At 35.9% G+C, this 26,323-nt stretch carries 21 protein-coding genes; 11 read left to right on the forward strand and 10 right to left on the reverse strand.

Going from position 1 to position 26,323, the window contains the following annotated elements; genetic code table 11:
• Window positions 1-287: 287 nt before the first annotated feature.
• Window positions 288-1,307 (reverse strand): YeiH family protein, encoded by a 1,020-nt coding sequence (locus IV57_RS08870; RefSeq protein ID WP_057881168.1) that lies wholly within the window; start codon window positions 1,305-1,307, stop codon window positions 288-290.
• A 100-nt stretch (window positions 1,308-1,407) separates the two neighbouring features.
• Here IV57_RS08870 and IV57_RS08875 point away from each other — a divergent pair, with 100 nt between their 5' ends.
• A complete protein-coding gene (locus tag IV57_RS08875; protein ID WP_057881169.1) occupies window positions 1,408-2,253 on the forward strand; it encodes a LysR family transcriptional regulator in 846 nt (281 codons plus the stop codon).
• Here the strand turns inward: IV57_RS08875 and IV57_RS08880 are convergent.
• Together IV57_RS08880 and IV57_RS08885 are read right to left on the reverse strand one after the other, a co-directional pair.
• On the reverse strand, window positions 2,250-2,834 hold the full coding sequence (locus IV57_RS08880) for a peptidylprolyl isomerase (RefSeq protein ID WP_057881170.1): 585 nt from the start codon (window positions 2,832-2,834) through the stop codon (window positions 2,250-2,252). The two genes, IV57_RS08875 and IV57_RS08880, sit on opposite strands and share 4 nt — an antisense overlap.
• Before the next feature lie 84 nt (window positions 2,835-2,918).
• Entirely contained in the window at window positions 2,919-3,362 is a 444-nt protein-coding gene (locus IV57_RS08885) for a DUF3955 domain-containing protein (RefSeq protein ID WP_057881171.1), read from the reverse strand.
• A 181-nt stretch (window positions 3,363-3,543) separates the two neighbouring features.
• On the opposite strand from IV57_RS08885, the gene IV57_RS08890 reads away from it, so the two are divergent.
• Window positions 3,544-3,792 (forward strand): hypothetical protein, encoded by a 249-nt coding sequence (locus tag IV57_RS08890; protein WP_057881172.1) that lies wholly within the window; start codon window positions 3,544-3,546, stop codon window positions 3,790-3,792.
• 43 nt (window positions 3,793-3,835) lie between these two features.
• Here IV57_RS08890 and IV57_RS08895 read toward each other — a convergent pair whose 3' ends face one another.
• Together IV57_RS08895 and IV57_RS08900 are read right to left on the reverse strand one after the other, a co-directional pair.
• Window positions 3,836-4,171, reverse strand: coding sequence for an ArsR/SmtB family transcription factor (locus IV57_RS08895; RefSeq protein WP_057881173.1), 336 nt, complete (start codon window positions 4,169-4,171; stop codon window positions 3,836-3,838).
• A 60-nt stretch (window positions 4,172-4,231) separates the two neighbouring features.
• Window positions 4,232-4,798, reverse strand: a complete 567-nt coding sequence (locus IV57_RS08900) for a cadmium resistance transporter (RefSeq protein WP_057881205.1) — start codon at window positions 4,796-4,798, stop codon at window positions 4,232-4,234.
• A gap of 146 nt (window positions 4,799-4,944) precedes the next feature.
• Between IV57_RS08900 and IV57_RS08905 the strand changes: the two genes are divergently transcribed.
• Window positions 4,945-5,787: a mechanosensitive ion channel family protein gene (locus IV57_RS08905; RefSeq protein ID WP_057881174.1), complete on the forward strand. Its 843-nt coding sequence runs from the start codon at window positions 4,945-4,947 to the stop codon at window positions 5,785-5,787.
• A 620-nt stretch (window positions 5,788-6,407) separates the two neighbouring features.
• Here the strand turns inward: IV57_RS08905 and IV57_RS08910 are convergent.
• Together IV57_RS08910 and IV57_RS08915 are read right to left on the reverse strand one after the other, a co-directional pair.
• Complete coding sequence (locus tag IV57_RS08910; RefSeq protein WP_057881175.1) at window positions 6,408-7,361, reverse strand: aldo/keto reductase; 954 nt, start codon at window positions 7,359-7,361, stop codon at window positions 6,408-6,410.
• An 84-nt stretch (window positions 7,362-7,445) separates the two neighbouring features.
• The gene (locus tag IV57_RS08915; protein WP_057881176.1) at window positions 7,446-8,450 is read right to left on the reverse strand and encodes an NAD-dependent epimerase/dehydratase family protein; all 1,005 of its coding nucleotides are present in this window, start codon (window positions 8,448-8,450) and stop codon (window positions 7,446-7,448) included.
• A 97-nt stretch (window positions 8,451-8,547) separates the two neighbouring features.
• Here IV57_RS08915 and IV57_RS08920 point away from each other — a divergent pair, with 97 nt between their 5' ends.
• The 5 genes from IV57_RS08920 (at window position 8,548) to IV57_RS08940 (ending at window position 15,692) form a co-directional block, all read left to right on the forward strand.
• Window positions 8,548-9,189: a TetR/AcrR family transcriptional regulator gene (locus IV57_RS08920; protein WP_057881177.1), complete on the forward strand. Its 642-nt coding sequence runs from the start codon at window positions 8,548-8,550 to the stop codon at window positions 9,187-9,189.
• An 83-nt stretch (window positions 9,190-9,272) separates the two neighbouring features.
• A complete protein-coding gene (locus tag IV57_RS08925) occupies window positions 9,273-10,682 on the forward strand; it encodes a C69 family dipeptidase (RefSeq protein ID WP_057881178.1) in 1,410 nt (469 codons plus the stop codon).
• 149 nt (window positions 10,683-10,831) lie between these two features.
• The gene (locus IV57_RS08930) at window positions 10,832-12,022 is read left to right on the forward strand and encodes a metallophosphoesterase family protein (protein WP_057881179.1); all 1,191 of its coding nucleotides are present in this window, start codon (window positions 10,832-10,834) and stop codon (window positions 12,020-12,022) included.
• The gene (locus tag IV57_RS08935; protein WP_057881180.1) at window positions 12,019-15,186 is read left to right on the forward strand and encodes an SbcC/MukB-like Walker B domain-containing protein; all 3,168 of its coding nucleotides are present in this window, start codon (window positions 12,019-12,021) and stop codon (window positions 15,184-15,186) included. The genes IV57_RS08930 and IV57_RS08935 overlap by 4 nt, the downstream gene beginning before the upstream one ends.
• A gap of 188 nt (window positions 15,187-15,374) precedes the next feature.
• Window positions 15,375-15,692: a hypothetical protein gene (locus IV57_RS08940; RefSeq protein WP_057881181.1), complete on the forward strand. Its 318-nt coding sequence runs from the start codon at window positions 15,375-15,377 to the stop codon at window positions 15,690-15,692.
• 67 nt (window positions 15,693-15,759) lie between these two features.
• Here IV57_RS08940 and carB read toward each other — a convergent pair whose 3' ends face one another.
• From carB to IV57_RS08955, 3 genes are all read right to left on the reverse strand, one after another.
• Window positions 15,760-18,936 (reverse strand): carbamoyl-phosphate synthase large subunit, encoded by a 3,177-nt coding sequence (gene carB / locus IV57_RS08945; RefSeq protein ID WP_057881182.1) that lies wholly within the window; start codon window positions 18,934-18,936, stop codon window positions 15,760-15,762.
• 15 nt (window positions 18,937-18,951) lie between these two features.
• Window positions 18,952-20,010, reverse strand: a complete 1,059-nt coding sequence (locus IV57_RS08950) for a carbamoyl phosphate synthase small subunit (protein WP_057881183.1) — start codon at window positions 20,008-20,010, stop codon at window positions 18,952-18,954.
• A 480-nt stretch (window positions 20,011-20,490) separates the two neighbouring features.
• On the reverse strand, window positions 20,491-21,414 hold the full coding sequence (locus IV57_RS08955; protein ID WP_057881184.1) for an HNH endonuclease: 924 nt from the start codon (window positions 21,412-21,414) through the stop codon (window positions 20,491-20,493).
• Between the two features lie 161 nt (window positions 21,415-21,575).
• On the opposite strand from IV57_RS08955, the gene IV57_RS08960 reads away from it, so the two are divergent.
• From IV57_RS08960 to IV57_RS08970, 3 genes are all read left to right on the forward strand, one after another.
• On the forward strand, window positions 21,576-24,461 hold the full coding sequence (locus IV57_RS08960; protein WP_057881185.1) for a DEAD/DEAH box helicase: 2,886 nt from the start codon (window positions 21,576-21,578) through the stop codon (window positions 24,459-24,461).
• A gap of 351 nt (window positions 24,462-24,812) precedes the next feature.
• Window positions 24,813-25,394 (forward strand): AlbA family DNA-binding domain-containing protein, encoded by a 582-nt coding sequence (locus IV57_RS08965; protein ID WP_057881186.1) that lies wholly within the window; start codon window positions 24,813-24,815, stop codon window positions 25,392-25,394.
• Between the two features lie 56 nt (window positions 25,395-25,450).
• On the forward strand, window positions 25,451-26,302 hold the full coding sequence (locus IV57_RS08970) for an ATP-binding protein (RefSeq protein WP_057881187.1): 852 nt from the start codon (window positions 25,451-25,453) through the stop codon (window positions 26,300-26,302).
• Window positions 26,303-26,323: the final 21 nt, after the last annotated feature.

Consider the following 26,323-nt stretch of genomic DNA (forward strand, 5'->3'; position numbering starts at 1 on the left):
GCTCTGTCGCAACAACAAGATATATATTACCGTTAATAATAAACCGATGCAAGTCCTTTTTATTATTTTTTTCAATTAATTCTACATAACTGACTTATTTATTAGTTTCTTCCTATTAAATAGCAAATAATAAAATTTGAAACACATCACTGTTCAGGTTCATTGCTTTACACTATAGCACGTTTTTTTACTAATGCCAGACCTAAGACGCTTCGTATTGGCAAAATAAAAACAGCTAAATAGTGGATTAATGATCCATTACTTGCTGTTTTACCTATCTATTCAACCTAAAAGAAACTCTTACTAACAATAATTGCGAAAATCAATAAAGCCACTGATGAAGACAGTGCGGCTAATACTGCATTCTTCCCACTACTCAAGAATGCTTTGAAGTTAACACTCATTCCTAAGGCTGCCATTGCCATACCCAACACCAAGTATGCTAATTTAACTAACATCCCTAACACCTGAGCTGACATAGGTACAAAAGTTCCAATAATACTGGCTAATAAGAAGCCGGCCATAAACCAAGGTATCGGTAACTTCTCTTTACCACTACCTTCAACTTTTTCCTGATGTTGATACCAGATGCCAATTACTAAGGCTGCTGGTGCCAACAACAATACTCGGGATAGCTTGGTGATGATAGCAGCACTTAAACTAACCGGTCCGCCAGCTCCCCCAGTTGCAATCGCATGAGCAATTTCATGTAATGATCCTCCAGCCATAACTCCAAATTGAGTTGCAGACATATGTAATAAAGGTTTGATAGCTATTTCAATCAACGTAAAGACTGTTCCTAAGATAGCGACAATTGCCACAGCTAAAACTTCATCATTATGCTTGGCCGTTTCTTGATCTTTTGATACTTTGATTTGAGGCGATATCCCCATAACCGCCGCGGCTCCACAAATACCTGTGCCACTGGCAGTCAAAATAGCTAAACGTTTACTAACTCCAAGTTTACGGGCAATATTATAGGTTAACAGAATCGTTCCTGTCACAATAACCATCGCAAACAAAATTGTTTTAACTCCCGCATTAGCTAAGTCGATCAAATTCAGTTTAAATCCTAATAAAATGATTCCTAAACGGAGAAACTTGTTAGAAATAAAGCCGATTCCGGTCTCAGCCTTCTTAATTGCTGGCCGATACAGTTGAAACATCATCCCTAGTATCAGTGAAATAACTAAAGCACCAATAATTGTTAAATATGGTTGTCCCCCAAGAAAGCTACCCACAATCGAACATACTAATGTCATCAAAAAGGCATAATAAAAACTTCGTTCAAAAAATTTTGCATACATAGATTAATCCTCCATGTTTAAAATGATAATATAGAATCATCATAAGTAAAAATTAGTATTTATTAGTTATACATAAGTAAAATTTATAGCGAGGCCAATTATGCTTGATAGACGTTACAAAACTCTGATTGTTTTATCAAAAACTCAATCATTTACCCAAACGGCTCAAGAATTATTCATTACTCAACCAGCTGTTTCCCAACAGATCAATTCATTGGAAGAAGAATTGCAATTACAACTGGTCATTAGAGAACATGGACACATAACCTTGACCACAGCTGGATTAAATTTGGCTAAATTTGCAAAACAAACTGAATTAGAGAGTCACAAGGTTATCACTGCACTCAAGTCTGGTACCGAGCATCTCAAAATGGGCTGCACTTTATCACTCAGCTCAACTATCCTACCTAAGTTTATTCAACACCTTTCCAGCCGAACTAACATTGTCACTACGAAAATCAACAATACTCAACATATCCTCCAAAATATTCGTGATGGCAAGGTCGACTTTGGTCTAATAGAAGGAAACTTCAACAAAGATGAATTTGACTCCTTCTTTGTTCAAAAGGAAAACTTCATTGGTGTATCCCACAACATCATCGATACCTCAGCAGTTGAGAATCTTTTTAACCAACCTCTTTTACTACGAGAGAACGGTTCTGGAAGCCGTAATATCTTTGAAAATTGGTTAGCAACTCAAAATTACCGAATTAGTGACTTCCAAAACGTGATTGAAATTGCCAGTCCCTCGGCTATTGTTGAATTCCTCAAACAAAATGAAGGTATCAGTTTTATGTATGAGTCTTTAATCACTTCCGAACTAAAATCTGGACAACTAAAAAAACTAGACCTGCAAGGATTCCACGTGGAACATCCCATTAATCTAGTTTTTCTCAAAAATTCTTATTTTAAAGACACTTATCAAGAAATCGTTGAATCAGTTTAGTCTGAAATTTCAACAGTTTCCATAATGATATCATCCTTAGGTTTGTCATTACCATCACGCTTAGCACGGGCAATTTCACGAACAACATCCATACCTTCGCTAACTTGACCAAAGACGGTGTGTCTGTTATCTAACCAAGGTGTACCACCGTTCTTATATTCAGCGACGATTTCTTGTGGATAACCGGCACCGGCCATATCTTTAATCATTCGTTTAGGCATATTTTGATTAGAAACGATAAAGAATTGGCTGCCGTTAGTGTTAGGACCAGCATTGGCCATTGATAAAGCACCATCTAGGTTAAATAGTTGATCACTAAATTCATCTTCAAAGCTATCACCATAGATACTTTCGCCACCCATACCAGTTCCAGTAGGATCGCCGCCTTGAATCATGAAATCAGGGATAACACGATGGAAGATGATTCCATTATAGTAACCTTTTTGGGCTAATTCGATGAAGTTCTTAACTGTCTTAGGTACTAGTTCATCAAAAAGTTGAATCTTGATAACACCGTGGTTAGTTGTAATAGTAGCCACACTGCCTGTAGCATTTTCTAAATCTAATTGTGGGTATGTCATTTTGTAATTCCCTTCTATATAAGTAAATCTACTTTAACATATTTAATTGATAAGCCAATCTTTAATGACGTAATTTTCTAAACTTTAATGACGTAATTTTCTAAATAGGTAGATAAATCCACTGATCAAGCCGAGTAATAAGAAGAGATAGCCAATTGGAAGCAAGAAAAATGGTTCATGTAGTACGCCATTATTATCAATCGTTGAGCCAATCATCATCTTAAGTAAGAAACAACCGATACCAGCCAAAATCATAATAATTGTCGTGTATAAAGAAATCTTCGCCTTTCTCATATCGCTACCATCCTTCACTAATTTACTTGTCATTGTCGGATCACCCAAAATAAGCTGATCCAATGATATTTCAAAAATCTGACTGATTGAAACCACCATTTCTAAATCTGGCAAATTCCGATTGTTTTCCCAGCTAGAAATTGTTTGTCGTGAAACATTTAGTTTCTGTGCCAACTGTTCTTGAGTTAATTGGTGCCCATGACGGAGTTTTTTGATCTGCATCCCAAAGTCCATGAATTCATCTCCTCTTTATCTTAGTTATACCGATATTTCTCCAAAAACTAAAGCTAGAATTACAAACATCGTTGATATAACAGGATTTTTAAACGACAATTTACAATCCGTACAACCATCTGTAAAACGGCGTGATTATGTGTTAGTTTTAATTTCCACCAAACATTGAGGAGATTTAACTTTGATTACAGAAAACATCCAAGACTACACTTTAGGAAAAGAAGCTCCTACATTAGACATAACTATCACTGGTAGTAGCGACATTGATTACTCACATGATGATTTAAAAATTGCCGCTGCCATTAAACTAATCGAATCCTGCGACAATACGAATTTCACCTTAATGACTGGTGAACACGAACTATATAAAGACCTATCCGATAAACTTTACGTAGCAGTTGAGGATTTTGTACCCAAGAGTTATATGTAACATAAAAGGCTGAGAAATCGTTTAAGATTTTCTCAGCCCTTTTTTATTCGCCATGCTTTTTCCCACGGATAACGTGATCAGCATGCTCAATCATTTCATTAATAACATCCAAGATATGTGGATCGTCTAAGCGATAGTAATTAAATTTACCTTCTTTTTGGGAACTGACCAATTGATGCTTTTTCAAAATGGACAATTGATGTGAGACAACCGATTGCTCGATATTCAAAGCCTGACCAATTTCATTAACATTCAAAGTATTATTTTCCAAAATCTTCAACATCTGTAATCGATTGGGATTACTTAATAATTTAAAGATTCGTTCGGACTCAATCAAATGTTTGGAATCAATTAGCTCTATCTTTTCTTGTTCACTCATTGTCTACTCGCCTTTCCGTAATGTCTATTCATATTATTATAGTATAAAACGACAATTTTATTAAAAAAGTGCAATTAAGTGACTGATCAAACCACTATCCCAAAAGACATACAAACCAATTAAGACATAGCAGATTTTCATTAGCTTTTCACCGTGTTTTTCCATCATGTTTGAAACGGCTGGAATATCAGCGACTAGTTTAATAACTAGGACAGCCAAAATTGTTAAAGCACCGATAAATACTAAGGTAATTAAGAAATTAGTCACCGTTTCTCCGACCAAAACTGGTAAGAAAATCGATAAGTTACAACCGGCACAGACTGACAAATAAGTTATTAAAACAGTCCATATTTCTGACTTATGCGTTGCTTTCTCGCCATCATCATCGTCATCATCGTGAAATGCCATATAAATTGGCAGAATCCCCAAGATCCCCAATAACCACTCTGGTAAGAATGCCGCTAAAGCTTTACCAATCACAAAACTAGCGGTTAACAAAATAATATTCCCTAATAGATAACCAATCATTACCTTTGATAATTTATATTTCTTCAATAGGAAGATCAACATGAAGAAGAAATCCAAGTTAACACTGATAAACGTTAATGCTAAAATCCAATAATTCAAAATATCCCCTCCACTAAATATGTCATCATAAACATATGTTACTAATAACATACATAGTACAACTTTCTTTAAATTATGCCAAGGAAAAGATTTAGTTCTTGTGATACGATTATTTAAGCTCAAATTTTCGAAAGGAATACTAAATTTTGAAATCATCTCTTAACTTCAATGCTTTAATCAAAAATCTCTTTCTCAAGGTAAATTGGGAGTCCGTCTTACAACACGTGGCCTCTGTAGCCTTCCAGTTAATCTTACTAACTGTGGTCTTATTATTGATCAATTGGATCGGTAAAAAAATCATTCGTCATATTTTCAAAACTGGTCTCAGAAATACCAAAACTTCAATTTCACCTAAAAAATTAGATACCATTTACACGTTAGTTTTGAATATTTTCAAATATATTCTGATGTTCTTTTGGATCTACGCAATTCTGTCAGCTATCGGCATCCCCGTGGGAACACTAATTGCCGGAGCCGGAATCTTCAGTTTGGCCATTGGTCTCGGCGCCCAAGGTTTCGTTTCCGATATGGTCAACGGTTTCTTCATTCTTTTGGAACAGCAGATCAGTGTCGGCGACACCATTAAAATCAACGCTATTGAAGGCCAAGTTACCTACGTTGGGATTCGAACTACCCAAATTCAAAGTCTCGACGGAACATTAAATTACATTCCTAATCGTAATATCACCGTCGTCAGCAATATGTCACGTAATAATATGCAGGCTTTAATGGAAATACCTATTTTTAACGACTCTCCCTTTGCTGAAATTACGAGAATTATCAATGAAATTAATCAGAACCTTGATTTAGATAAATTAAAAATCACAAAAGCACCCTTTATCGTTGGATTTGCTAATCAAAATGATGGTACCTTAACAATTCAAGTTGCCACTTACACTAAGCCAGGTGCCCAGTTTAACGTAAAAAATGTTCTCCTAGAAAAATACCTTTCAGCTATTAAGGAAGCCAAAATTAGTTTGCCTAAATAACATAAAAAGGAATCCCTATTGACTGAGAACAGCTTATTACTCAAATTTGGTTAAAGCGTAAGTTAGTGGAGTTATTATTATGATGCCGCTCTCCACAAGGAAGAAAAAACGGCTGGAACATAGCGGGCATTCGCTATGTTCCAGCCGTTTTTTCTTCCTTGCTCCGAGCTAGTTGGTTAGTTTCTATCTTATTTATGTTACTGAGTCTAAAGAATTCCTACTATTAAGTTTTATCTTTCTAAGGATCAACAAAAGCCCAGATTGACTGAAAAATCGGCTCTTTCTTATGTTTGGCTATCTACAAAAATGGACTATCTAGAATAAACTAGGTAGCCCATTTTTGTATAATCAAATAATCAAAATGTTAATTAGTCTGGAATAAAAATCGGAAATGGGCTCAGCCAAGAAATTCCACTTGGTCAGCGTTCTTTGCTGGCTTAGTGGAAGGTTCGATTTCAAAACAACTCCGAGCTTGAGTTGGTTCGAAACGATGCCCTTGGCGTTCCAGCCCATTTCCGATTTTTATGGAAGACGGGAAGTTAAATATACTCATACTTTAACCAAACTTGAGTAAGAACTGAAAATATCGCATCGGTTAATACACTTTTTATATTCAGATTTTATGGTAAATCATTGCCTGCTGCAAAGTAGACGTCATACCATTCTTGTTTAGTAAGTTCGACCTCAGCACCTTTAGCACTATCAACGATATGTTCAGGATTCATTGTTCCAATCATAACTTGGATCTTAGCTGGGTGTCTCAAGATCCAAGCTGTGGCAATGGCATTCTTACTTACACCATATTTGTCAGCTAATTCTTGTAACTTCTTATTTAATTCTGGGAATTTATCACTACCAATAAAAGTTCCTTCAAACATACCATATTGGAATGGTGACCAAGCTTGAATAGTTGTTCCCATACGTCTTGAGAATTCCAAAGCTCCACCATCGTGGTTAACTGAACGGTCATCAGTCATATTAGTATGCATTCCAAAATCGATCATGCCTGTGTGAGCAATACTAAATTGTAATTGATTAATCAATAATTTTTGGTCAACTGCCTCTTGAACTAATTGAAATTGTTGAGGATTAAAGTTTGAAACACCAAAATGTCTAACTTTTCCAGCAGCTTGCAACTCATCAAACGCTTTGGCAACCTCTTCTGGTTCCATCAATGGATCAGGACGATGTAATAAGAATGAATCAAGATAATCAATTTGCATTCTTTCCAAGATTCCATCAACTGCATCGATTAAGTGTTGTTTCGAGAAGTCATAACGTTTGCCAAAGACAAAACTACCATGACTACGTTCAGGGTCAAAGACGATGCCACCCTTTGATTGAATATAAACATCATCACGAGAAATATTTGCTTCCTTCATTGCCTTGCCGAAAACTTTTTCAGAATTTCCCATACCGTAAATATCGGCTGAGTCGATAAAGTTAATGCCAGTATCAACAGCAGCCTCCAATGTTTTAGCAGCATCTTTGGTCGATAAAGCTTCCATGCGCATAATTCCTAAGGCTACTGAAGAAGCCCTCCAATTTGTATTACCAATATTTAATTGTTTCATAAAATGTTAACGTCCTCTCTCTTAATGACTTAACGTTAATACTTAGAGTGTGGTCTAGGTCAATCACTTTTTTGAAATAATTTATTATTTATCCAAATTAAATCTGATCAAAGTTTTGGCAGCATCCAAAACAGTTTGTTCTGGTGTGTGTTGAGTCCAACCCAAATCATTTTCAGCAGCGGCAGTCGTGTGACTGTACTTTCTATCTAGGATTGGTACCAAGGCTCTCAAACTAGGAACAAATCTGGCTAAGAATTTTGTCCCCCAGTTAGGTAAAATTCTAATTTTGAGTTTCTTATATGGGAAGTTAATTTGATAAACCTTGGTAACTCCAGCCATAGGAATCTTTTGTGAAGCAGCTAAATATCTTTTACCGATTGCACTGGGATTTTCGAAAGCCAAACGGTGTAATCTAGCCAAATCGCGAACATCTGATACTTCTAAGTCAACATTAGGAATTACTGGTAGGCCCTTTAGTAGTTGCAACATAATGCGGTTAGAACTGACAGCCTTCTCTGACAAAATTGGTCCAAAGATAGCACCTGGCAAAATAGTTGTTAATTCCAAATCATTTTCGTTGGCAAATTCCCAAGCAGCCTTTTCGGATTCAACTTTTGAAATCCGATATGGATCAAGATCTGGATTATCAACATCAGTCCAGAATGATTCATCCAAGGTTTCGGTACTGCCACTTTCAGGAGTCGAAGCAGCCTGTGAACTAGTCATAACAACACGTTTCACTCCAGCATCTTTAGCAGCTTTCAGGACAGTTAAAGTACCATTTTTAGCAACACTAACCAATTCTTCAACTGATTGTGTGCCATTGCCCATTGGTGAAGCCACGTGGATCACGCCATCAGCACCCTTGATATTCTCAACCCAATTCTTATCACTAGTTAAATCAGCCTCAAAGAAACTCAAATTCTCAATTTCATCCTCAGAGACAGCTCCAGCAATTTCTTTCTTCAACCAGTCAGCTTTTTTCATGGAACGTAAGCTAGTACTTACTTGATAACCAGCTTGTAGAAAATCAACGATGACCCAACCAGCAACGAAACCTGTTCCACCTGTTACAACGACTTTTTTCATAATTATGTCCTCTTGTTTGTTTAATTTAGACAAATAATACTATCAACTGTCTAAAATGTCAAACAAATGCTATAATTATTTTTGGAGGAACTATCTCATGACACCTAAAGAAGAACTAATTATCAAGTTTAACCGTATTATTTTGATTCAAGGTTTCAGCACTTTTTCAATGGTTGAACTTGCCAAAATGGCTGATATCAGTCGTGCCAAGCTATATTTATATTTTAAAAACAAAGACGAAATCGTCGCTGCCGTAGTTAAACGACATCTAGATTTTATCCAAAAAAATCCCATCCCCAAAACTGCTGAGGATGAGAACTTACTAACAACTATTTTAAATTCCCTACTATTAATTGGATCAACCTCTGAATTATTCGAAAATGAATTAAAGCAAAAGTATCCTCAACTATATCAAGATTTTCATCATGGTTATGACAACTACTTCAAAAATCTCAAAACCTACTACCAAAATGCCCAAACCAATAAATTGATTATTGATAATATCTCAGCAGGTTTTCTGATCTTTCAAAATAGAATCAATATTCATGGCATCTTAGACAGTGTTCAGGACAATCAAATCACTCTTGAAAAGGGCGAGAAATATTTAAGAGAATACTTTATTTATCAAACTCATTCGTTGCTTGTTAATCCAAATGTTGTAGCATCTGATGATGTTAAAAAGTTTCAAAAAACTATCATTACTGAATATTATGGAACCTATTCAATGTTTGATCATTAAATATTGAACTATACAATTTGGCTAATGAAATTAAAGAAGTTATAATTAAGCTATCAGAAATCACAAAAGGAGCTCCTTATACAATGGAAAAACGAATTAAAGGTTCATGTACATCAATTTTAGTCGGAAAAAAGGCTTCAATTGACGGTTCAACAATTATTTCAAGAAATGATGATGGTCACGAAGCACTTGATCCTCAACGCTTTGTCGTTATCAATCCTGATGACCAACCTACAGAATATACATCAGTTATTAGCAAAGTTAAGGTTGACCTACCTGACAAGCCATTACGTTATACTTCAATTCCTAACTCAATTTTAACAAATGGTATCTGGCCTGCAGCCGGAATCAACAGTGACAATGTTGCAATGTCAGCTACTGAAACTATCACTACTAACTCACGTGTTCTTGGACTTGACCCCTTTGTTGAAGGTGGACTTGGTGAAGAAGACCTTGTTACCGTAGTACTTCCTTACATTACTAGTGCCCGTGATGGTGTTAAACGTTTAGGTGAATTGCTTGAACAATATGGTACTTACGAACCAAATGGTATTTCATTTGCCGATAATGATGAAGTTTGGTGGTTAGAAACAATTGGTGGACACCACTGGGCCGCTGTTCGTATTCCTGATGATGCCTATGTTGTGGCACCTAACCGTATGAATATCGACAAATTTGACTTCGACTCTGACGATACACTTTGCTCAGATGACTTGAAAGAAATGATCGATAAAAATAGCTTGAACCCTGACTTTAAGAAATATAATTTGAGACATATCTTTGGTAGTTCTTCTATTAAAGATACTGTTTACAACAACCCTCGTGCTTGGTCAGGTCAAAAATTCTTCAGTCCTGATGACACACCAGATGATCCAATGAACCAAGATCTACCATTCATCTGCCATGCTAACCGTAAGATCTCAATTGAAGATGTAAAATTTGTTTTGAGTTCTCACTTTGAAAATACTAAGTATGACGTTTACGGTTCTGGTACTGAAGCTGAAAAGAAACTCTTCCGTCCTATTGGTATCAACAGAAACCACGACGTTCATATTTTACAAATTAGAAACAATGTTCCGGCAGAAATCGCTGGTATTCATTGGTTAGCTTATGGTGCCAATACTTTCAATACAGTTGTTCCTTTCTACACAAACGTTAAAGACACACCTGCTCAATACAAGAATGCCACTGGTAAATTTGATCTTAATAACATGTACTGGTTAAGTTGTACAACTGCTTTGTTAGGTGATACTGACTATGACTTGTATGTCGATATGAGAAATGATTATGAACTTGATGCGATGAGTGCTTACCGTCAAATTCAAAATGATACTGATGCCGATATTAAGAGCCAAAAGAAAGTTAAAAAATATTTGGAAGATGCTAATGAAAAATTGGCTAACACAGCTTTCGAATTACAAACTAAGTTGCTTGGCGACATGGTAACAATGGGTTCTGAACACATGAAGCTACGTTACAACTTGAATGACTAATCAGAAATATTCTAAAAGGCTGGCAAATTATTGTCAGCTTTTTTTATTGTGTTTTTACGAACATATGTTCTAAATGAATGATATACTTTAAATAATTCTTAGATACAGGATATGTTTTGATACAATTAACTCAAATGGAGGGATTTGAAATGAAACTATTACATACTGCCGATTGGCATATCGGTCGAACCCTTAACGGATACTCACTTTTAGATGAGCAAGAACATGCCTTTGATCAGATTTTACAGATAGCTAAAGACGAAAAAGTCGATGGAATCGTTATTGCCGGAGATATTTACGATCGAGCTGTTCCTAACCCTGAAGCTGTTACTGCCCTAAATGAAATGTTCCGCCAAATAAATTTAAAAAACCAGATACCCATTTATGCGATTTCTGGTAATCACGACAGTGCCAAACGTCTAAATTATGGTCGTGATTGGATGGAATTCACTAATTTCCACTTAAATACTTTACTCAAAGAAGCTTTTACACCAGTTGAAACTGACGACGTGCAAATCTTTATGTTGCCATTTTTCGACCCTTTGGATGCCCGTGTTTACTATCATAATCAAGGTATGTCTGAGGACGAGGCCAAAAAGATCACCACTATTGGTGCTGCGATGGAATTAGTTGTCTCTGACATGGTCAAACTATTCGACCCTAAGAAAAAACACCTCTTGATCACTCATTTTGCCGTTACTGCTGATGGTCAAGACGATGACCATCTCACTAGTGAAACAACTTCAAAGGTTGGTGGTTTAGCAACCTTAACTGCCAGTCAATTCAAAGATTTTGATTACGTCATGTTAGGCCATATCCATACTCGTTTCGCTTCTCCAAGTGATACGGTCAGATATTCTGGTAGTCCCGTCAAATTCAACATCAAAGAAGCCCGTCTTAAAAATAAAGGTAAAGGTGTTGATATCGTAACTATCAGTGATTCCACCATTAAAGAAGATTATCGTCCCCTCACCCCTAAAACAGATTTGATTGTTTTAGAAGAAGATTGGGATACTCTTTGTGACGCTGAATTTTACAAGCAACAACCAGTTAATAAGGACTGGTTCGCAATTACTATTAAAAACTTTGACCGGAGTGAACACGCCCAGACTAACATTCGGGCTGAACTCCAAAAACGTTATGGCACGATTATTGAACTTGATTACCAAGTTGACTCTAATAATTCTGAATTTACCAATGTGACAACCAATATCAGTGAAATCAGTCCTGAAGATACCGTTGGACAATTTTTCAAATCTATCACCGGTAAAGATCTATCCGCTCCACAAATGTCACTGGTTGAAAATATCTTTAATGAAGTTGAAAGGGAGAAAAAATGAAACCAATCTACTTAGAAATGAATAACTTTGGACCACATGAACATTCAATCATTGATTTTCGTAAACTTGATGAATCACCCATTTTCCTAATTGGTGGTGACACTGGTGCTGGGAAATCAACTATTTTTGATGCCATGACTTTTGCTCTCTTCAGCAGCACAACTAGTGATCGTGATGCCAAAGAAATGCGGAGTCAATTTGCTGAACCTAAAGATGCTACTAATGTTATTTTTTACTTCGAACAGAGTGGCAAAATTTATAAGATCGAACGAACACCGGAACAATTCTTAGCCAAAAAAAGTGGCACTGGAACTACTAAAAAGATTCCCACTGCCGATCTATCTGTTGTTGAAGATGTTGGTGGAATTGAAATTGAAAGTATCGCAACCAAACCCGTCGACGTTGGTCATGCCATTACCGAGATATTAAACCTCAATGCTGACCAGTTTAAAAAGATCATTCTATTACCTCAAAATGATTTTTCCGAATTTTTAAAATCAAATACTACTGATAAAGAAAAAATCCTTAAAAAGATTTTTGGTACACAATTATTTACTGACTTTACTACCCAGCTGAAAGTTCATTATGATGAAGCCAACGCCAAATCAACTAACTTTAACAGCAATCTAAAATCTCAAACTGAATCAACCATTTGGACTGACGATGAACAAGTGAAAATGGCTGCTACACCAAATGATCAATTAGTAACCGTTATTACTGATTATCTTAAACAACGCCAAGATAAATTAACCGCCGCTGATGAAGCTCAAAAGATTGCTGATGGAGCCTGGAAAAAGTCTGATAAGAATTACCACGCTGCTCAAGAATTACAAAAACAATTTGATAATTTAGCTGAATCAAAACAAAACTATCAAACTAATATTGTTGAAAAAGCTACTGATATTAAAGATAAACAAACCCATGTTGCTGAATTAACTTGGGCCCAACCATTACGAGAAACTGTCCGTGATTTGGATCGTACAAAAGCTGAACAAGCTGAAACTACTAAGAATGAACAAAAAATTTCAGCTGAACTCAAAAATTCTGAAGCAAAATTAAAACAAGATCAAACTAATTTAAATACCTTAACTTCTCAAATTGATACTTTTGAAGATAAAAATAAACAGGCCCAGAAATTAACCGTCTTGATTACTAAAGCTCAAGATGTCGAAAAAATCCAAATTGAATTACAGGGTTTAAAACCACAATTAACTAAGGCTGAAGCAGCTGTTAAAAAACAAACTACCAATCTCGAAACCCTAAAACAACAGATCACCACCAAGAGTAGTGATGCAATTTCGACTGATAATCTCACAGCTCAAAAAGACAGTTTGGTAAAAGAAAAAGACAACTTAATTGATACACTCCAACCTTTGGAAAATAACCGTAATACTACAGTTGCCGATGTCCAACAATTACAAAAACGACTCGACAGTTTGACGGCCGACTTGAAAATTAAACAAACTAAACTGACCGATGCAAAGACTGATTATCAGGCCAAAATCCAAACTCGCCAAGAATTAATGATTGCTCAATTACGCCAAGAATTAACTGAAAATAAAGCTTGTCCAGTTTGTGGATCACTAGATCATCCCTTTGCTCACAATGAGGCTACTGCTGATGAAACTGAACTTCGTAAATCAATGGATGAAGTTGATAATTCTCAAAAGACCTATGCTGCAGCTGACAATGCTGTCAAAACTCTCCAAGAAAATCTTGATACTCTTTCAGCTGAATTTTCCGAGAAACAACAAACAGCTGTTGCTGCTTTAAGGGAACTTTCTTCAAAATATACTGAATTATATGATCAAGTATCCATTAAATTACCATTAGCCTTTGATTTGAATATTATCAAGAATAACTATCAAGTTAAAATTGACGACTTAGACCAACAGATCAAAAACGCACAAAAATTAGCTAAAGAAATCAAAAATTTAGAGCAACAACAAGCCAAAGCTCAAGAAATTTTAAATCAAGCCACTTCACAATTTGATAAATTATCAACTCAATACCAAACGCGAACTAATGACTATCAAACTAAATTAAAATCATTAGACAATCCTGATATTTCCAGTCAAGAATTGATCGAACAACAAAATGAATTATCTAAGGCTTATACTGATTTCCAAAAATCACTCAAGACTGCTCAAAATATTCTGAACGATGCTGAAAAGAAATTTAGTAATACACAAATCCGTCTAACAGATATTCAAGCTACTTTGAAGAATCAAACTGAGGCTGTTAAAACATTATCTGAAACATTAACCAAAGCTTTAACTGCTGATGATGCTAAAACAAATGACTATGATGTCTTAGATAATTGGATCTTGGAGCTTAGCCAAAATAAATTAACTGGTTTGCAAAATACTATTGCTAGTTACAATAAGGAAAAAGAATTACTCAAAGCTGCTATCGAAAAAGTTCAAATTGAATTAATTGATATTAAACAACCAGATTTACCGGCCTTAAAACAAATCAACAATAATAATGAGGCTAAACGTACTGCGGCTATCCAAATATCAGCTACTGCTGAAAAAGACTTTTCTAATGCCCAAGCATCGTTTGAAAAGGTCAAAAACATCATGCAACAACAAGGTGCTTTTGCCAAAGAATTAGCCGCTATTACTAGTCTTTACAATATTGTTAATGGTAAAGATGGCAACGATAGTAAATTAAAACTAGAAACTTATGTGGTTCAAAATTATCTACAAAGAATTTTAGTTTACGCTAATATGACCTTCTTAAACCGTCTATCACATAACCGTTATCAATTTGTCCTTTCCAAGGAAAGCTCAAACAAACAACGTGATCGAGGATTGGATATCAATATTTACGACCGTGAAACTGATTCCGTCCGTTCATCTAATACTTTATCTGGTGGTGAAACCTTCATTGCTGCTCTTTCAATTGCTCTATCACTTAGCGAAGTTGTTCAATCATCTGCCAATGGTGTGCAAATCGATGCCCTCTTTGTTGATGAAGGTTTCGGATCACTTGATGATGAAACTTTAAAGAGTGCTATGGAAGCCCTAGAAGAAATCGGTAAAAATAGAATGGTTGGTGTTATCAGCCACATTGAATCAATGAAACAAAGTATTGGTCAACAATTGCTCGTTAAGAAAACCGGTAATGGTAAGAGTACCATCGAATTAATCTCCAAATAAAAAAGCACCCTTTTTGGGAATGCTGTTTTACTATCTTATGTAGTTATCGTTCGTTGCTCTGTACCTATAAGTACCTTATACGCCGTTTCTTTATTGACAGCGTGTTTACTACGTGGTATTCTAATTGAGTACCGAAGTGTTTTCTATAAAGGACTTATAAGCACATACATAATTTAGGAGGATTAATCATGTCAAGAAATAGAGTATTCCAACCTGTAATCGCAACTTATCTACAAACCGATGGTGCTAATCATTCTGACACCATCGAATTCAAAATCTCCTACGGCTATGAGATTGAGAACCCTAATCCCGTTTTCAAGGTTCAAATGGTAGGTGACGGAAAAATCAAGGGTCGACAAGCTCCTAGTTATAGTGACGGGGACTTTGATAAAATAGTAGAAATAAAATCTCAATTAAAAAAAGAATTTGATAAAACTGACAAAAGAGTCCGCGATGGTGAATTTGAAATTCCAGGCGTAACAACTGCCGAATCAAAGTTTTTATAATCTGTTCTATTAATCATTAAATATTTCCAAATAAAAAAGCATCCCTAAATGGGATGCTTTTTCTGTTCTATAAAGGATTAACACTGATAAAACGTTTCTCTAATACTTTCAATATAGCATTGGCAGTATCAAGTGATGTGTACAGTGGTACTGAATTGAGGACCGCATTTTGACGAATAATATATCCATCTGAATGTTGGCTTCTACTCTCACCTAAAGTATTGATCAACAACTGAATCTTGTTGTGACTCAAGTAGTAGACAATATCTTCATCAGCTTGACCAACTTCGGGAACAACTTTAGCAGGAATACCACATTTTGCAAAGTAATTGGCTGTTCCTTGGGTAGCTAAAATTTGGAAACCAACTTCACTGAAACGATGAGCTAAGCCACTAGCTTCTTTCTTATCATTATCATTGACGGTGATCAAAACATTTCCGGCATCTTTGATATGTTGGTTGGTAGCTTCAAAAGCTTTGTACAAGGCTTCAGTATAATCAAGTCCTGAGCCCATAACTTCACCAGTTGATTTCATCTCAGGTCCTAAAGCACTATCAACATTGTTTAATTTATTGAAGGAAAATGTTGGTGCCTTAACGTGAATCAAACGTGATTCTGGTTCCAAACCTGGTTCTAATCCTAAGCTATTAAAGTCAGCACCAAGAATTAACTTGGTAGCAATCCGGGCCATTTGAATTCCAGTGACTTTACTCAAGAAAGGTACTGTCCGACTGGCACGTGGGTTAACTTCAATGACATAAGCTTGATTCTCATGGATAACAAATTGAATATTCATGATTCCAATACAATTCAATTCTTTTGCCAACAATTTCGCATAAGTTACGATTTGAGCTTGAACTTCATCAGGAATATTTTGAGGTGGATAAACTGCCATCGAATCACCTGAGTGGACTCCTGAACGTTCGATATGTTCGATGATACCTGGTAACAAGACATCTTTTCCATCACTCAAGGCATCAATTTCACATTCACGACCAGTCAAATAAGTATCGATTAAAACTGGATGGTCATTAGAAACATGAACAGCTTCGTGCATATACTTGTCGAGTTCTTCATCGGATCTGACAATTTCCATAGCCCGACCACCAAGCACATAACTTGGACGGATCAAAACTGGGTAGCCAATCTTGTGGGCGACTTTCAAAGCACCCGCTTGAGAAGTAGCGGTACCACCAGCAGGTTGTGGAATCTCCAATTTCTTGATGATTTGATCAAAGAGATCACGATCTTCAGCGCGGTTAATATCTTCAACTTGAGTACCAAGAATCTTGATACCATTTTCCTTCAATGGTTCAGCTAAATTAACTGATGTTTGACCACCGAATTGGACGATAGCACCGATTGGTTGCTCCAAATCACAGACATTCAAGACGTCTTCCAAAGTTAATGGTTCAAAGTAGAGTTTATCAGCTACCGAATAATCAGTTGAAACTGTTTCGGGATTATTATTGATAACAATGGCTTTGTAGCCCATTTGTTGAACCGCTCTGACGCAATGGACCGTGGAGTAATCAAACTCGATACCTTGGCCAATTCTGATTGGACCAGAACCGAGGATCAAGACAGATTTTTCAGACATTTTTTGCGATTCATTTTCAGTTTCATAAGTACTGTAGAAATATGGAGCTTCCGCTTCAAACTCACCGGCACAAGTATCGACCATCTTGTAGGTTGGTAAAATATCACTTTGTTTTCTAAAGTGGCGAATAATATCTTCATCCAAATCATTCAAACGAGCAATTGTCTTATCTGAATAACCCAAACGCTTGGCATCGTAGACAATTTCTTTATCCAACGTTCCGTTAGTCAAAACTTTTTCATAGCTGACAATATTCTTTAACTTGGCTAAGAAATAAGGATTGATAGCCGTTAATTGATTGATAGTTTCATAAGAAACATCACGTCTCAATAATTCAGCTAGATAGAATAAACGGTCATCAGTTGGTGTTTTGACGTACTCTTCTATTTCTGACAATGGTTTGTCAGCCAAAGAATCCATAATCAAATCTTCTTGATCAATTTCGAGTGAACGAACGGCTTTTTGGAAAGCTTCTTCAATGTTACGACCCAAGGCCATAACTTCACCGGTTGCTTTCATCTGCGTTCCGATAGTTCTGTCGGCTTTGGAGAATTTATCAAAGGGCCAACGAGGAATCTTGCAGACAACATAATCCAAAGCTGGTTCAAATTGAGCAAAAGTTTTTCCAGTGATAGGATTAACGATCTCATCTAGTGTCAAACCAACAGCAATTTTGGCTGCAATTTTAGCAATCGGATAACCAGTTGCTTTGGAGGCCAAAGCTGATGAACGACTGACCCGCGGATTAACTTCAATGATGTAATAATTGCTTGTTTTAGTATCGATGGCTAGTTGAACGTTACAGCCACCTTCAATTTTTAAAGCTCGGATAATTTTTAAGGAAACATCACGTAATTTCTGAACTTCATTATCAGTCAAAGTCTGAATTGGTGAAACAACGATTGAATCACCGGTATGAATTCCGACAGGATCAACATTTTCCATGTGACAAACGGCTAAGGCATTGTCGGCACTATCACGCATAACTTCGAATTCAATTTCCTTAAAGCCAGCGATACTTTGTTCGATCAAAACTTCAGTCGATGGTGAGGCCTTCAAGCCACGGTTAACAATTTCTTCTAGTTCAGCTTCATCGTGAGCCACTCCACCACCAGTTCCACCCATGGTAAAGGCTGGACGAATGATGACTGGGAAACCTATTTTATCAACGAACTTCTTGGCATCTTTATAATTGTGAGTTGATTGTGAAGCTGGGACTGGCTCGTGAAGTTTGTTCATTAATTCCTTAAACTCTTCACGATCTTCCGCTTCATTGATGGTATCTAATTTAGTTCCGATAATTTCAATATCTAATTGATCCAAAATACCAGCTTGTTGCAGCTGAACTGCCATATTCAATCCAGTTTGACCACCAAGTGTGGGGATAATGGCATCAGGATGTTCCTTGACCAAAACTTTTTCCACGAATTCCAAAGTAATCGGTTCAATATAAACTTTATCGGCAATATGCTTGTCGGTCATGATAGTGGCTGGATTGGAGTTGATCAAAACAGTCTCATAGCCTTCTTCCTTTAACGCTAAACAAGCTTGTGTTCCTGAATAATCGAATTCGGCTGCTTGACCAATAATAATTGGGCCAGAACCGATAATCATAATTTTTTTAAGGTCTGTTCTTTTTGGCAATGTATTCCCCTCCAGCTATTTATTGATCATGTCCCAGAATTTGTTAAACAAGAAATCGGCATCGTGTGGACCTGGCTTAGCGTCCGGATGGAATTGAACGGAGAAAGCATTATATTTTTCATGCTCAACTCCTTCAACTGTTTGATCAGTCAATTCAATTTGCGTAACTTTCAAATCAGTCGCTTCAACTGATGCTTCATCCACGGCATAACCATGATTTTGTGACGTAAAGTAAATCCTACCAGTTGCTAAATCCTTAACTGGGTGATTAAATCCACGGTGACCAAATTTCATCTTGAAAGTTTTAGCTCCATTAGCGAGACAAAGTAATTGGTGTCCCATGCAAATTCCAAAGAGTGGATAACGTTTTTCCAATTCCACAATGGTTGGCAAAATATCTGCATGTCGAATGGGATCTCCAGGTCCATTACTCAACATAATGCCATCTGGTTTCAAATTCTCAATTTCTGCAAGTGGTGTATTTCCAGGCACAACGGTGACTTTCAGACATCTCTTGGTTAATTCTGACACGATACTTTCTTTATAGCCGAAATCTAGTAAAACGACATGTTTGCCGCTACCTTCAAACGTTTGTGATGTAGGGTTAACACTCTTTTGTAACTGTTCATCATATAACTTCCAAGTACTGATCTGGTCAATTAAACCTGAGTCTAAATCGTCGACAATTGCTGCCTTCAATGAGCCAGCTTTTCTAATTTTTAAGGTGATTGCGCGTGTATCAATTCGTCGGATACCGGGGACATTTTCTTTTTTTAGGAATTCATCGAGTGTCATTTCACTTTGGTAGTTACCAACGACATCGGTTATTTCTCGGGCGAGTACGCCCTTTATAGTAGGCTTTTGTGATTCATTAAATTTCTTAGCGACACCGTAATTACCGATCATTGGTGTAGTAAATGTAATAATTTGACCATTGTATGATTGATCAGTAATCGCTTCTTGATATCCGCTCATCCCTGTTGTAAAAACAAGTTCGCCGATTGTTTCTGTGTCACTACCAAAAGCCGTACCTTCAAAGTATGTTCCATCTTCAAAAACTAGGTATCTTTTCATATTTGTCCTCCGAATTGATAAAATTTAGTACATAAAAAGGGATGCTCACCAGCATCCCTCAAGTTTTGTCTTAGACGATTGATTTAGACTGAACCTTCGGGATCTCTCTGGACCCAATTAAAAATTCAAAATAATAAAACTTTTCACCAGTACGCGAAGTGCAGAGAATCCTCTCTGTTTTTCTTTCGCCTTTCAGACCTCACAGGGTCTCTTTAAAAGTTATTGTTCCCATAATACAAAGTACGACTTGATTCGTCAATAGTTAAATTAAAACATTTTTAATTTAACTGATACTTATATTAGAAAAATCTAAGTAAATTAAACGTATGGCAATAAAAAAACTTTCTTTGCCAGCTAACAAAGAAAGTTTACGTTTCAGAGGGTTTCCCCGACTAATTGTGTACTTTCCAAGTCTCACTGGACTTAATTAAAAGTTGTTGTACATATAATACTAAGGCCGTGTTGATTCGTCAATAGCCATTAATGTAAAAAGACATGCTCACGGTGGTATTGTAAATATTTTCTATTAGGAGAAAATTCTTTATTCATATATATTTTTCTGTTTTTATATTTATTTAATGTTTTATTAGTCTCCGGATCCGTTGATGCTACGTCAGAAAGAATAATATGACCTTGATCTGAGAAGGTGAAATAACCTTGTGTGAAAGCATCAGCGAAGATTTTTGTCAGACAAATTCCATTATGTGGATCCAAACGAATATCCAAATTGTCTACCCAAGGGACAATCCTAACTGCCACCAAATCAGCTTCATTTGTCTCGCCAGTCAGTGCCGATTTATAATGATAATTAAATTTTACTTTATCATTGAAGAACTTCTGGACAGCATTGTAAGTTTTGACACCTTTAGCTTCATCGTTGATATAATAGGATTCCATTTTTTCAGCTTGATAACATTTAACAGCAATGGCTTCTTCTTCTGGAGACAACTCCGGTTCCTCTGGTACTTGATCCTTTTGACGTTCCAAAAGGCCCGCGAAATCTTCCTTAGATATCTGGGTGATACCGTTCATGTTAAAGAAATTCGACCACTTACCCTTGAAGGTTCTGAATTTCCAATCAAAGGTTCTTAGGTTTTGCTTCATTAAGTGATGTGAGAAAAGATAAGGGTGCTTGATTTGAACCAAATTGCTACCAGTTTCTGGATCTTCACGAACTACCTCACCAAATTCAGCTGCTCCATAGAGATAAAATTCATTACCCCATTCCGAGGCACTGCCGGATCTGCGATAGATTATTAAGTCACCAGCGTGGAGTTGCTTGTTGCTTTTGTTTTGGTAGCTGTAGAATTTAAAATCTACATCGTTGTGGGTGAGACTGGAACTGGAATCTATTATGAAGTAATTGGTATTGGGGTTAGATAGTTGTTGATTATATTGATACATAATTGAACCTCGTTTGCTGATATTATTCACCATTATACAATTATTTCAATATTGGCCGTGTTTTTACATCTGATATACTGGGATTAATTATTAATGAAAGTGCTCAATGAATCAAATTTTAATAGTTATTACTGATTCATTGATAAAAATAGGGTCTACATATGAATATTGAGGATGAAATCAACAAGGGATTAAATTTTGGATTTATAGACAATTCAACACAAGCATTGGCCAATTACCAACCTGCACTGGTAACCAATCATAATGGCAGTGTTCTAGATACCTTGGAGGAAGGACTACGCACCTCTAATACTTTCACAATTGCGGTTGCCTTCGTTACGCTGGGTGGTTTGCTTGATTTGAAATCCATTTTAACTGATATCGCAGCCCGTGGTATCCATGGTCGCCTCATCACCTCAACATATCTTGGCTTTAATAATCCCAAAGTTTTTGATGATTTATTACATATCCCTAATCTTGATGTACGAGTTTTAGATCAAGATGGCTTTCACACAAAAGCTTATTATTTCGATCATGGTAACTTTGAAAGTTTATTAGTCGGTAGCGCCAATCTGACTCAAAACGCCTTGAAAAAAAATTTTGAATGGAACCTTAGAATTACTTCAACTGAACGTGGAGATATTATTAACAATGTCAAAACAGAACTAAGTACTCTTTGGAAACAAGCAATCCCTTTGACTGTATCGTGGATAGATGATTATCGAAAAGATTGGTTGCCTCCTTATTCAAGACCACGAGTAAAAAGAAATCAAAATAAATCCAGTAAAATTACTCCCAATCAGATGCAACAAGAAGCTTTAGAATCGTTAAAACATTTAAGAAACGTAAACCATGCTAAAAAGGGTTTGATAGTTGCTGCAACTGGAACTGGTAAAACCTATTTAGCAGCTTTTGACGTGCAACAATTTAACCCCAAACGAATGTTATTTGTTGTCCATCGCGAGCAGATTCTACGCAAGGCAATGCAAAGTTTTCAAAAAGTTTTAGGTGGTCCAGATAGTGATTACGGAATCCTCAGTGGTAACCATCAACAATTGTCAGCTCGTTATCTCTTTGCCACAGTCAATATGATATCTAAAGACTCAATTTGTAAGCAATTAAGTTCAGATGCCTTCGACTACATCATTATTGATGAAGCACATCGTGTCAGTCAAAACTTACCCGGTGAAAAGAAATCGATGTACCAACGACTAATGGATTTTTACCAACCTCAATTCATGTTAGGAATGACTGCAACGCCTGAACGAACTGATGGGATAAATGTCTATTCTTATTTTGATTACAATCTTGCGTATGAAATCCCCTTACTTGATGCGCTTGATCACGACTTTCTTGCACCCTTCCATTACATTGGAGTTACTGATTACGAAAAAGATGGTGAATCGATAGACGACAAAACCAGTTTGAAATATCTAGTGTCAGACGAACGCGTTGATCATATTATTGAAAAGACTGAATACTATGGTCCTCGTAATGATGATGTTCACGGTTTGATTTTTGTCAGCCGGATTGAAGAAGGCAGAGAATTAGCAAACAAACTCAAAAGCCGTGGTATTAAAGCAGTCTTTGTTTCCGCTACGGATTCAGTTGAAACACGTGAAGATGCAGTCGATCAGCTAAATAACGGGGATTTACAATATATTATTACCGTCGATATTTTCAATGAAGGTGTAGACATTCCCATAATCAATCAAATAATTATGATGCGTCCTACTAAATCCAGTATCATTTTTCTGCAACAACTCGGTCGTGGTCTACGCAAATCTCCTAATAAAGAATTCGTCACGATTCTTGATTTTATTGGAAACTACGATGAGAACTATATGATACCAATGGCGTTTGACCGCTCTCACAGCAGTAATAAAGAAAATATTCGAAATCAAATCATCAGTCCAACTATCTCTGGCGTCTCAACGATTCATTTCGAAGAGATTGCCCGTAAACGCATTTTAACTGCTGTTTCAAAAGCACGGTTAAACGATATGAAACGTTTCAAATCAGCCTATCAGAATCTTAAAGACAAGATTGGACTTCACTCACCAATGTTATTAGATTTTGCAAAAATGGGTGATATTGATGTCTCTGATATTATTCAAAAGTTTGAAACATTATATGACATGCAAGCAAAATTTGAGGAAAACTTCTCGAGATCACTTAGCAATGAACAATATTTATTTCTAGTCTTTGTTTCTAAAGAAGTTGCCGTATCAAAACGTCCGATTGAGGCTTTAATACTCAAGAAATTATTGGATCAATCTTCAATCACTGATGATGAAGTTATATCTGAACTTAAATCTCGTGATATTTTTTACGATAAAGATTCATTGGATAACGTTGCCTCGGTTTTAGATTTAAGTTATTTTGTGAAAAAAAAGCGTGAAAAATATGGTGATATACCTCTAATTCAGCGTACTAATGGTATTTGGAAATTTACTACCAAATTCCTATCAGCATTGCAGTCATCTGTATTCAAAGAATATTTCATCGATGCAATTGCCGCAAATCTATGGGAATTACACAAAAGCCCTACCGCATATCATGATCGATTCACGATTGGCAAAAAGTATTACCGTTACGATGTTATTAAAATGCTGGATTGGGAAAAAGAGCCCAATTATCTAAGTGTTGGTGGGTACAGTCTCCGACAAGACGACCGTTTTCTTCCGGTATTTATATCTTTAACGAAAACTGAAAATTTCCAAAATAAGATGGTATATGAAAATACCTTCTTGGACCGTTCAACGATTCCCTTATTCTCTAAAGGTGGTCGCACTACTTCTAGCAATACGGAACGTAAGATTATTGAAAATAATGGATTTGGAATGATCCAAGTATTTATCAGGAAATCTACTAATAATAAACTTGAAGGTAGTGATTTTTATTGTCTTGGATCAGCCAAGGTTCTTAGTGCTAAAGATGTTGTTGAAAAGAATATCGATGGTAAACCAACTAAATTAGTTGATTTCACTTTGAGATTGGAGCATGAAGTGGACTTGGGATTGTATCGGGTTTTGACTGAAGATTAAGACAAATAAAATACTCATCGGAATCATCAAATAATTAGATGGTTTCGGTGAGTATTTTTTGATCTTATTTACAGTTTATTTTTAGAGTAATTAACTTGTATTGGTACTTATACATATAATCAGAGACTCTACTTCTACATTTTGATGCATTGTTTTCCAATTACCCGTTAATACAATTTATACTTATTATTGTATAATAATGAATTGAAAACACTCCGTAAGAATCTACACATTATCTGCACATATTGGATTTTAAAAATCGAATCAGCGTTGATATATCAATGCTTTTCAAAAAAATTATCTGCACATTATCTGCACATATCCATCTAATTTAAAAAGGGAGAGGACTGTATGGACTACACATCATTGCCTAATGAAAATGAACATCTAGAGTACAAAAGTAATCAATCAAAACTTTCAAAAGACCTTTGGGAAACAATATCAGCTTTCGAAAATACCGATGGAGGACTTTTGATTTTAGGTGTCGATGAAGTTACAAAAAATGGCATAAAATCTTTCATCCCGCTAGGCATTAATAATACTCAACAGGTACTTGATGATTTTTGGTCAACTATAGGAAACACAATCAATTATAGTACTATAAAAAATGATGACGTTAAATGTATCAATTTAGAAGATGACATTTCATTAATAGAGATAACCGTTCATGAGGCTACATTTAATAAAAAGCCCATTTATTCTAAAGGTTCTGCCTATGTTAGAAAAGGTGCGGTTGATATCAAAGCTAAAAAAGAAGACTTGCAAATATTACTCCGTGACTCTAGAGATGATCTTGATACAAAGGTCCTCCCAAATTACTCTATGGAGGATCTAAATTTAGAAAACATTAAAGAATATCAAGAAATAATATCAAAAAGATCTGGTTATGAATCATATAAAGATTATTCAACAGAGGCTTTTCTAAAAAAATAGGGGTAATATCAAAAGACTACTATGGTAACGGACAGTATGGAATAACTGTTGGTGGATTGTTATTTTTTGGAGAAAACAATGCTATATTACATACCTTCCCTAACTTCCAATTAGATTATTTTGATAAATCTAACCCTTATCAAAGATGGACAGATAGAATCTCCTCAATTGAAGGAAATTTGAACATATTCTCTTTTTACAATAAAGTCATAAATACTATCAGTAATACAATTCCTGAGCCCTTCAAATTAAATCAGGATCTTAGTCGGGTTGATACATCTGGAAATATGGTTATAGCTTTACGAGAGGCAATATTAAATATGTTGATGCATGCTGATTATTATGGTAGTTCTCCAATTGTTGCCAATGTATTCATTAACTACTATGAATTCACGAATCCGGGAAAAATGAAAATATCTCCTAAAGACTTTTTTACAACTAATAATTCCAAAACTAGAAATCCCATAATATCAAAACTGTTTATTCAAATGGGAAAAGGTGAACGTGCAGGTCACGGTGGTGAAAAGATCTATGAATCTGCTATCAACAATGATTATAGAGTACCTATCATTAATACAGATAATAAACAAACCAAACTAAAAATTTGGAAAGTAGATTATGCTGATTCATTCTCTGGTGAGGAAATTAGTGAACGAGAACGTGAGATATTAAAATGCATTGTCTCGAACGGTTCTCGAGAACTCAGTCATAAACAAATTGAAGACGAAACTAAGCTTTCCAGATCCATAGTAAGCAGAACATTATCTTCTCTAATCGAAAAGGGAATAATAATAAAAAGTGGTAATGCTAGGTCTACAAAATACGGCATTTTGCATACAGAAGAACAATTGTTTGCACAACTACAAGTAATGCCCAGTATCTTAAGAAAAATGATTAATAATAAATAACTAAAAGTTGAAAGGACAGAA

Origin of the sequence: Companilactobacillus kimchiensis (assembly GCF_001438805.1) — a bacterium.
Taxonomy (GTDB): Bacteria; Bacillota; Bacilli; order Lactobacillales; family Lactobacillaceae; genus Companilactobacillus; species Companilactobacillus kimchiensis.

Excerpts from the sequence above, each read along its gene's own strand:
- IV57_RS08870 (WP_057881168.1), bottom strand. The coding sequence starts at position 1,307 with ATGTATGCAAAATTTTTTGAACGAAGTTTTTATTATGCCTTTTTGATG.
- IV57_RS08875 (WP_057881169.1), top strand. The coding sequence starts at position 1,408 with ATGCTTGATAGACGTTACAAAACTCTGATTGTTTTATCAAAAACTCAA.
- IV57_RS08880 (WP_057881170.1), bottom strand. The coding sequence starts at position 2,834 with ATGACATACCCACAATTAGATTTAGAAAATGCTACAGGCAGTGTGGCT.
- IV57_RS08885 (WP_057881171.1), bottom strand. The coding sequence starts at position 3,362 with ATGGACTTTGGGATGCAGATCAAAAAACTCCGTCATGGGCACCAATTA.
- IV57_RS08895 (WP_057881173.1), bottom strand. The coding sequence starts at position 4,171 with ATGAGTGAACAAGAAAAGATAGAGCTAATTGATTCCAAACATTTGATT.
- IV57_RS08910 (WP_057881175.1), bottom strand. The coding sequence starts at position 7,361 with ATGAAACAATTAAATATTGGTAATACAAATTGGAGGGCTTCTTCAGTA.
- IV57_RS08915 (WP_057881176.1), bottom strand. The coding sequence starts at position 8,450 with ATGAAAAAAGTCGTTGTAACAGGTGGAACAGGTTTCGTTGCTGGTTGG.
- IV57_RS08920 (WP_057881177.1), top strand. The coding sequence starts at position 8,548 with ATGACACCTAAAGAAGAACTAATTATCAAGTTTAACCGTATTATTTTG.
- IV57_RS08925 (WP_057881178.1), top strand. The coding sequence starts at position 9,273 with ATGGAAAAACGAATTAAAGGTTCATGTACATCAATTTTAGTCGGAAAA.
- IV57_RS08930 (WP_057881179.1), top strand. The coding sequence starts at position 10,832 with ATGAAACTATTACATACTGCCGATTGGCATATCGGTCGAACCCTTAAC.
- IV57_RS08935 (WP_057881180.1), top strand. The coding sequence starts at position 12,019 with ATGAAACCAATCTACTTAGAAATGAATAACTTTGGACCACATGAACAT.
- IV57_RS08940 (WP_057881181.1), top strand. The coding sequence starts at position 15,375 with ATGTCAAGAAATAGAGTATTCCAACCTGTAATCGCAACTTATCTACAA.
- IV57_RS08950 (WP_057881183.1), bottom strand. The coding sequence starts at position 20,010 with ATGAAAAGATACCTAGTTTTTGAAGATGGAACATACTTTGAAGGTACG.
- IV57_RS08955 (WP_057881184.1), bottom strand. The coding sequence starts at position 21,414 with ATGTATCAATATAATCAACAACTATCTAACCCCAATACCAATTACTTC.
- IV57_RS08960 (WP_057881185.1), top strand. The coding sequence starts at position 21,576 with ATGAATATTGAGGATGAAATCAACAAGGGATTAAATTTTGGATTTATA.
- IV57_RS08965 (WP_057881186.1), top strand. The coding sequence starts at position 24,813 with ATGGACTACACATCATTGCCTAATGAAAATGAACATCTAGAGTACAAA.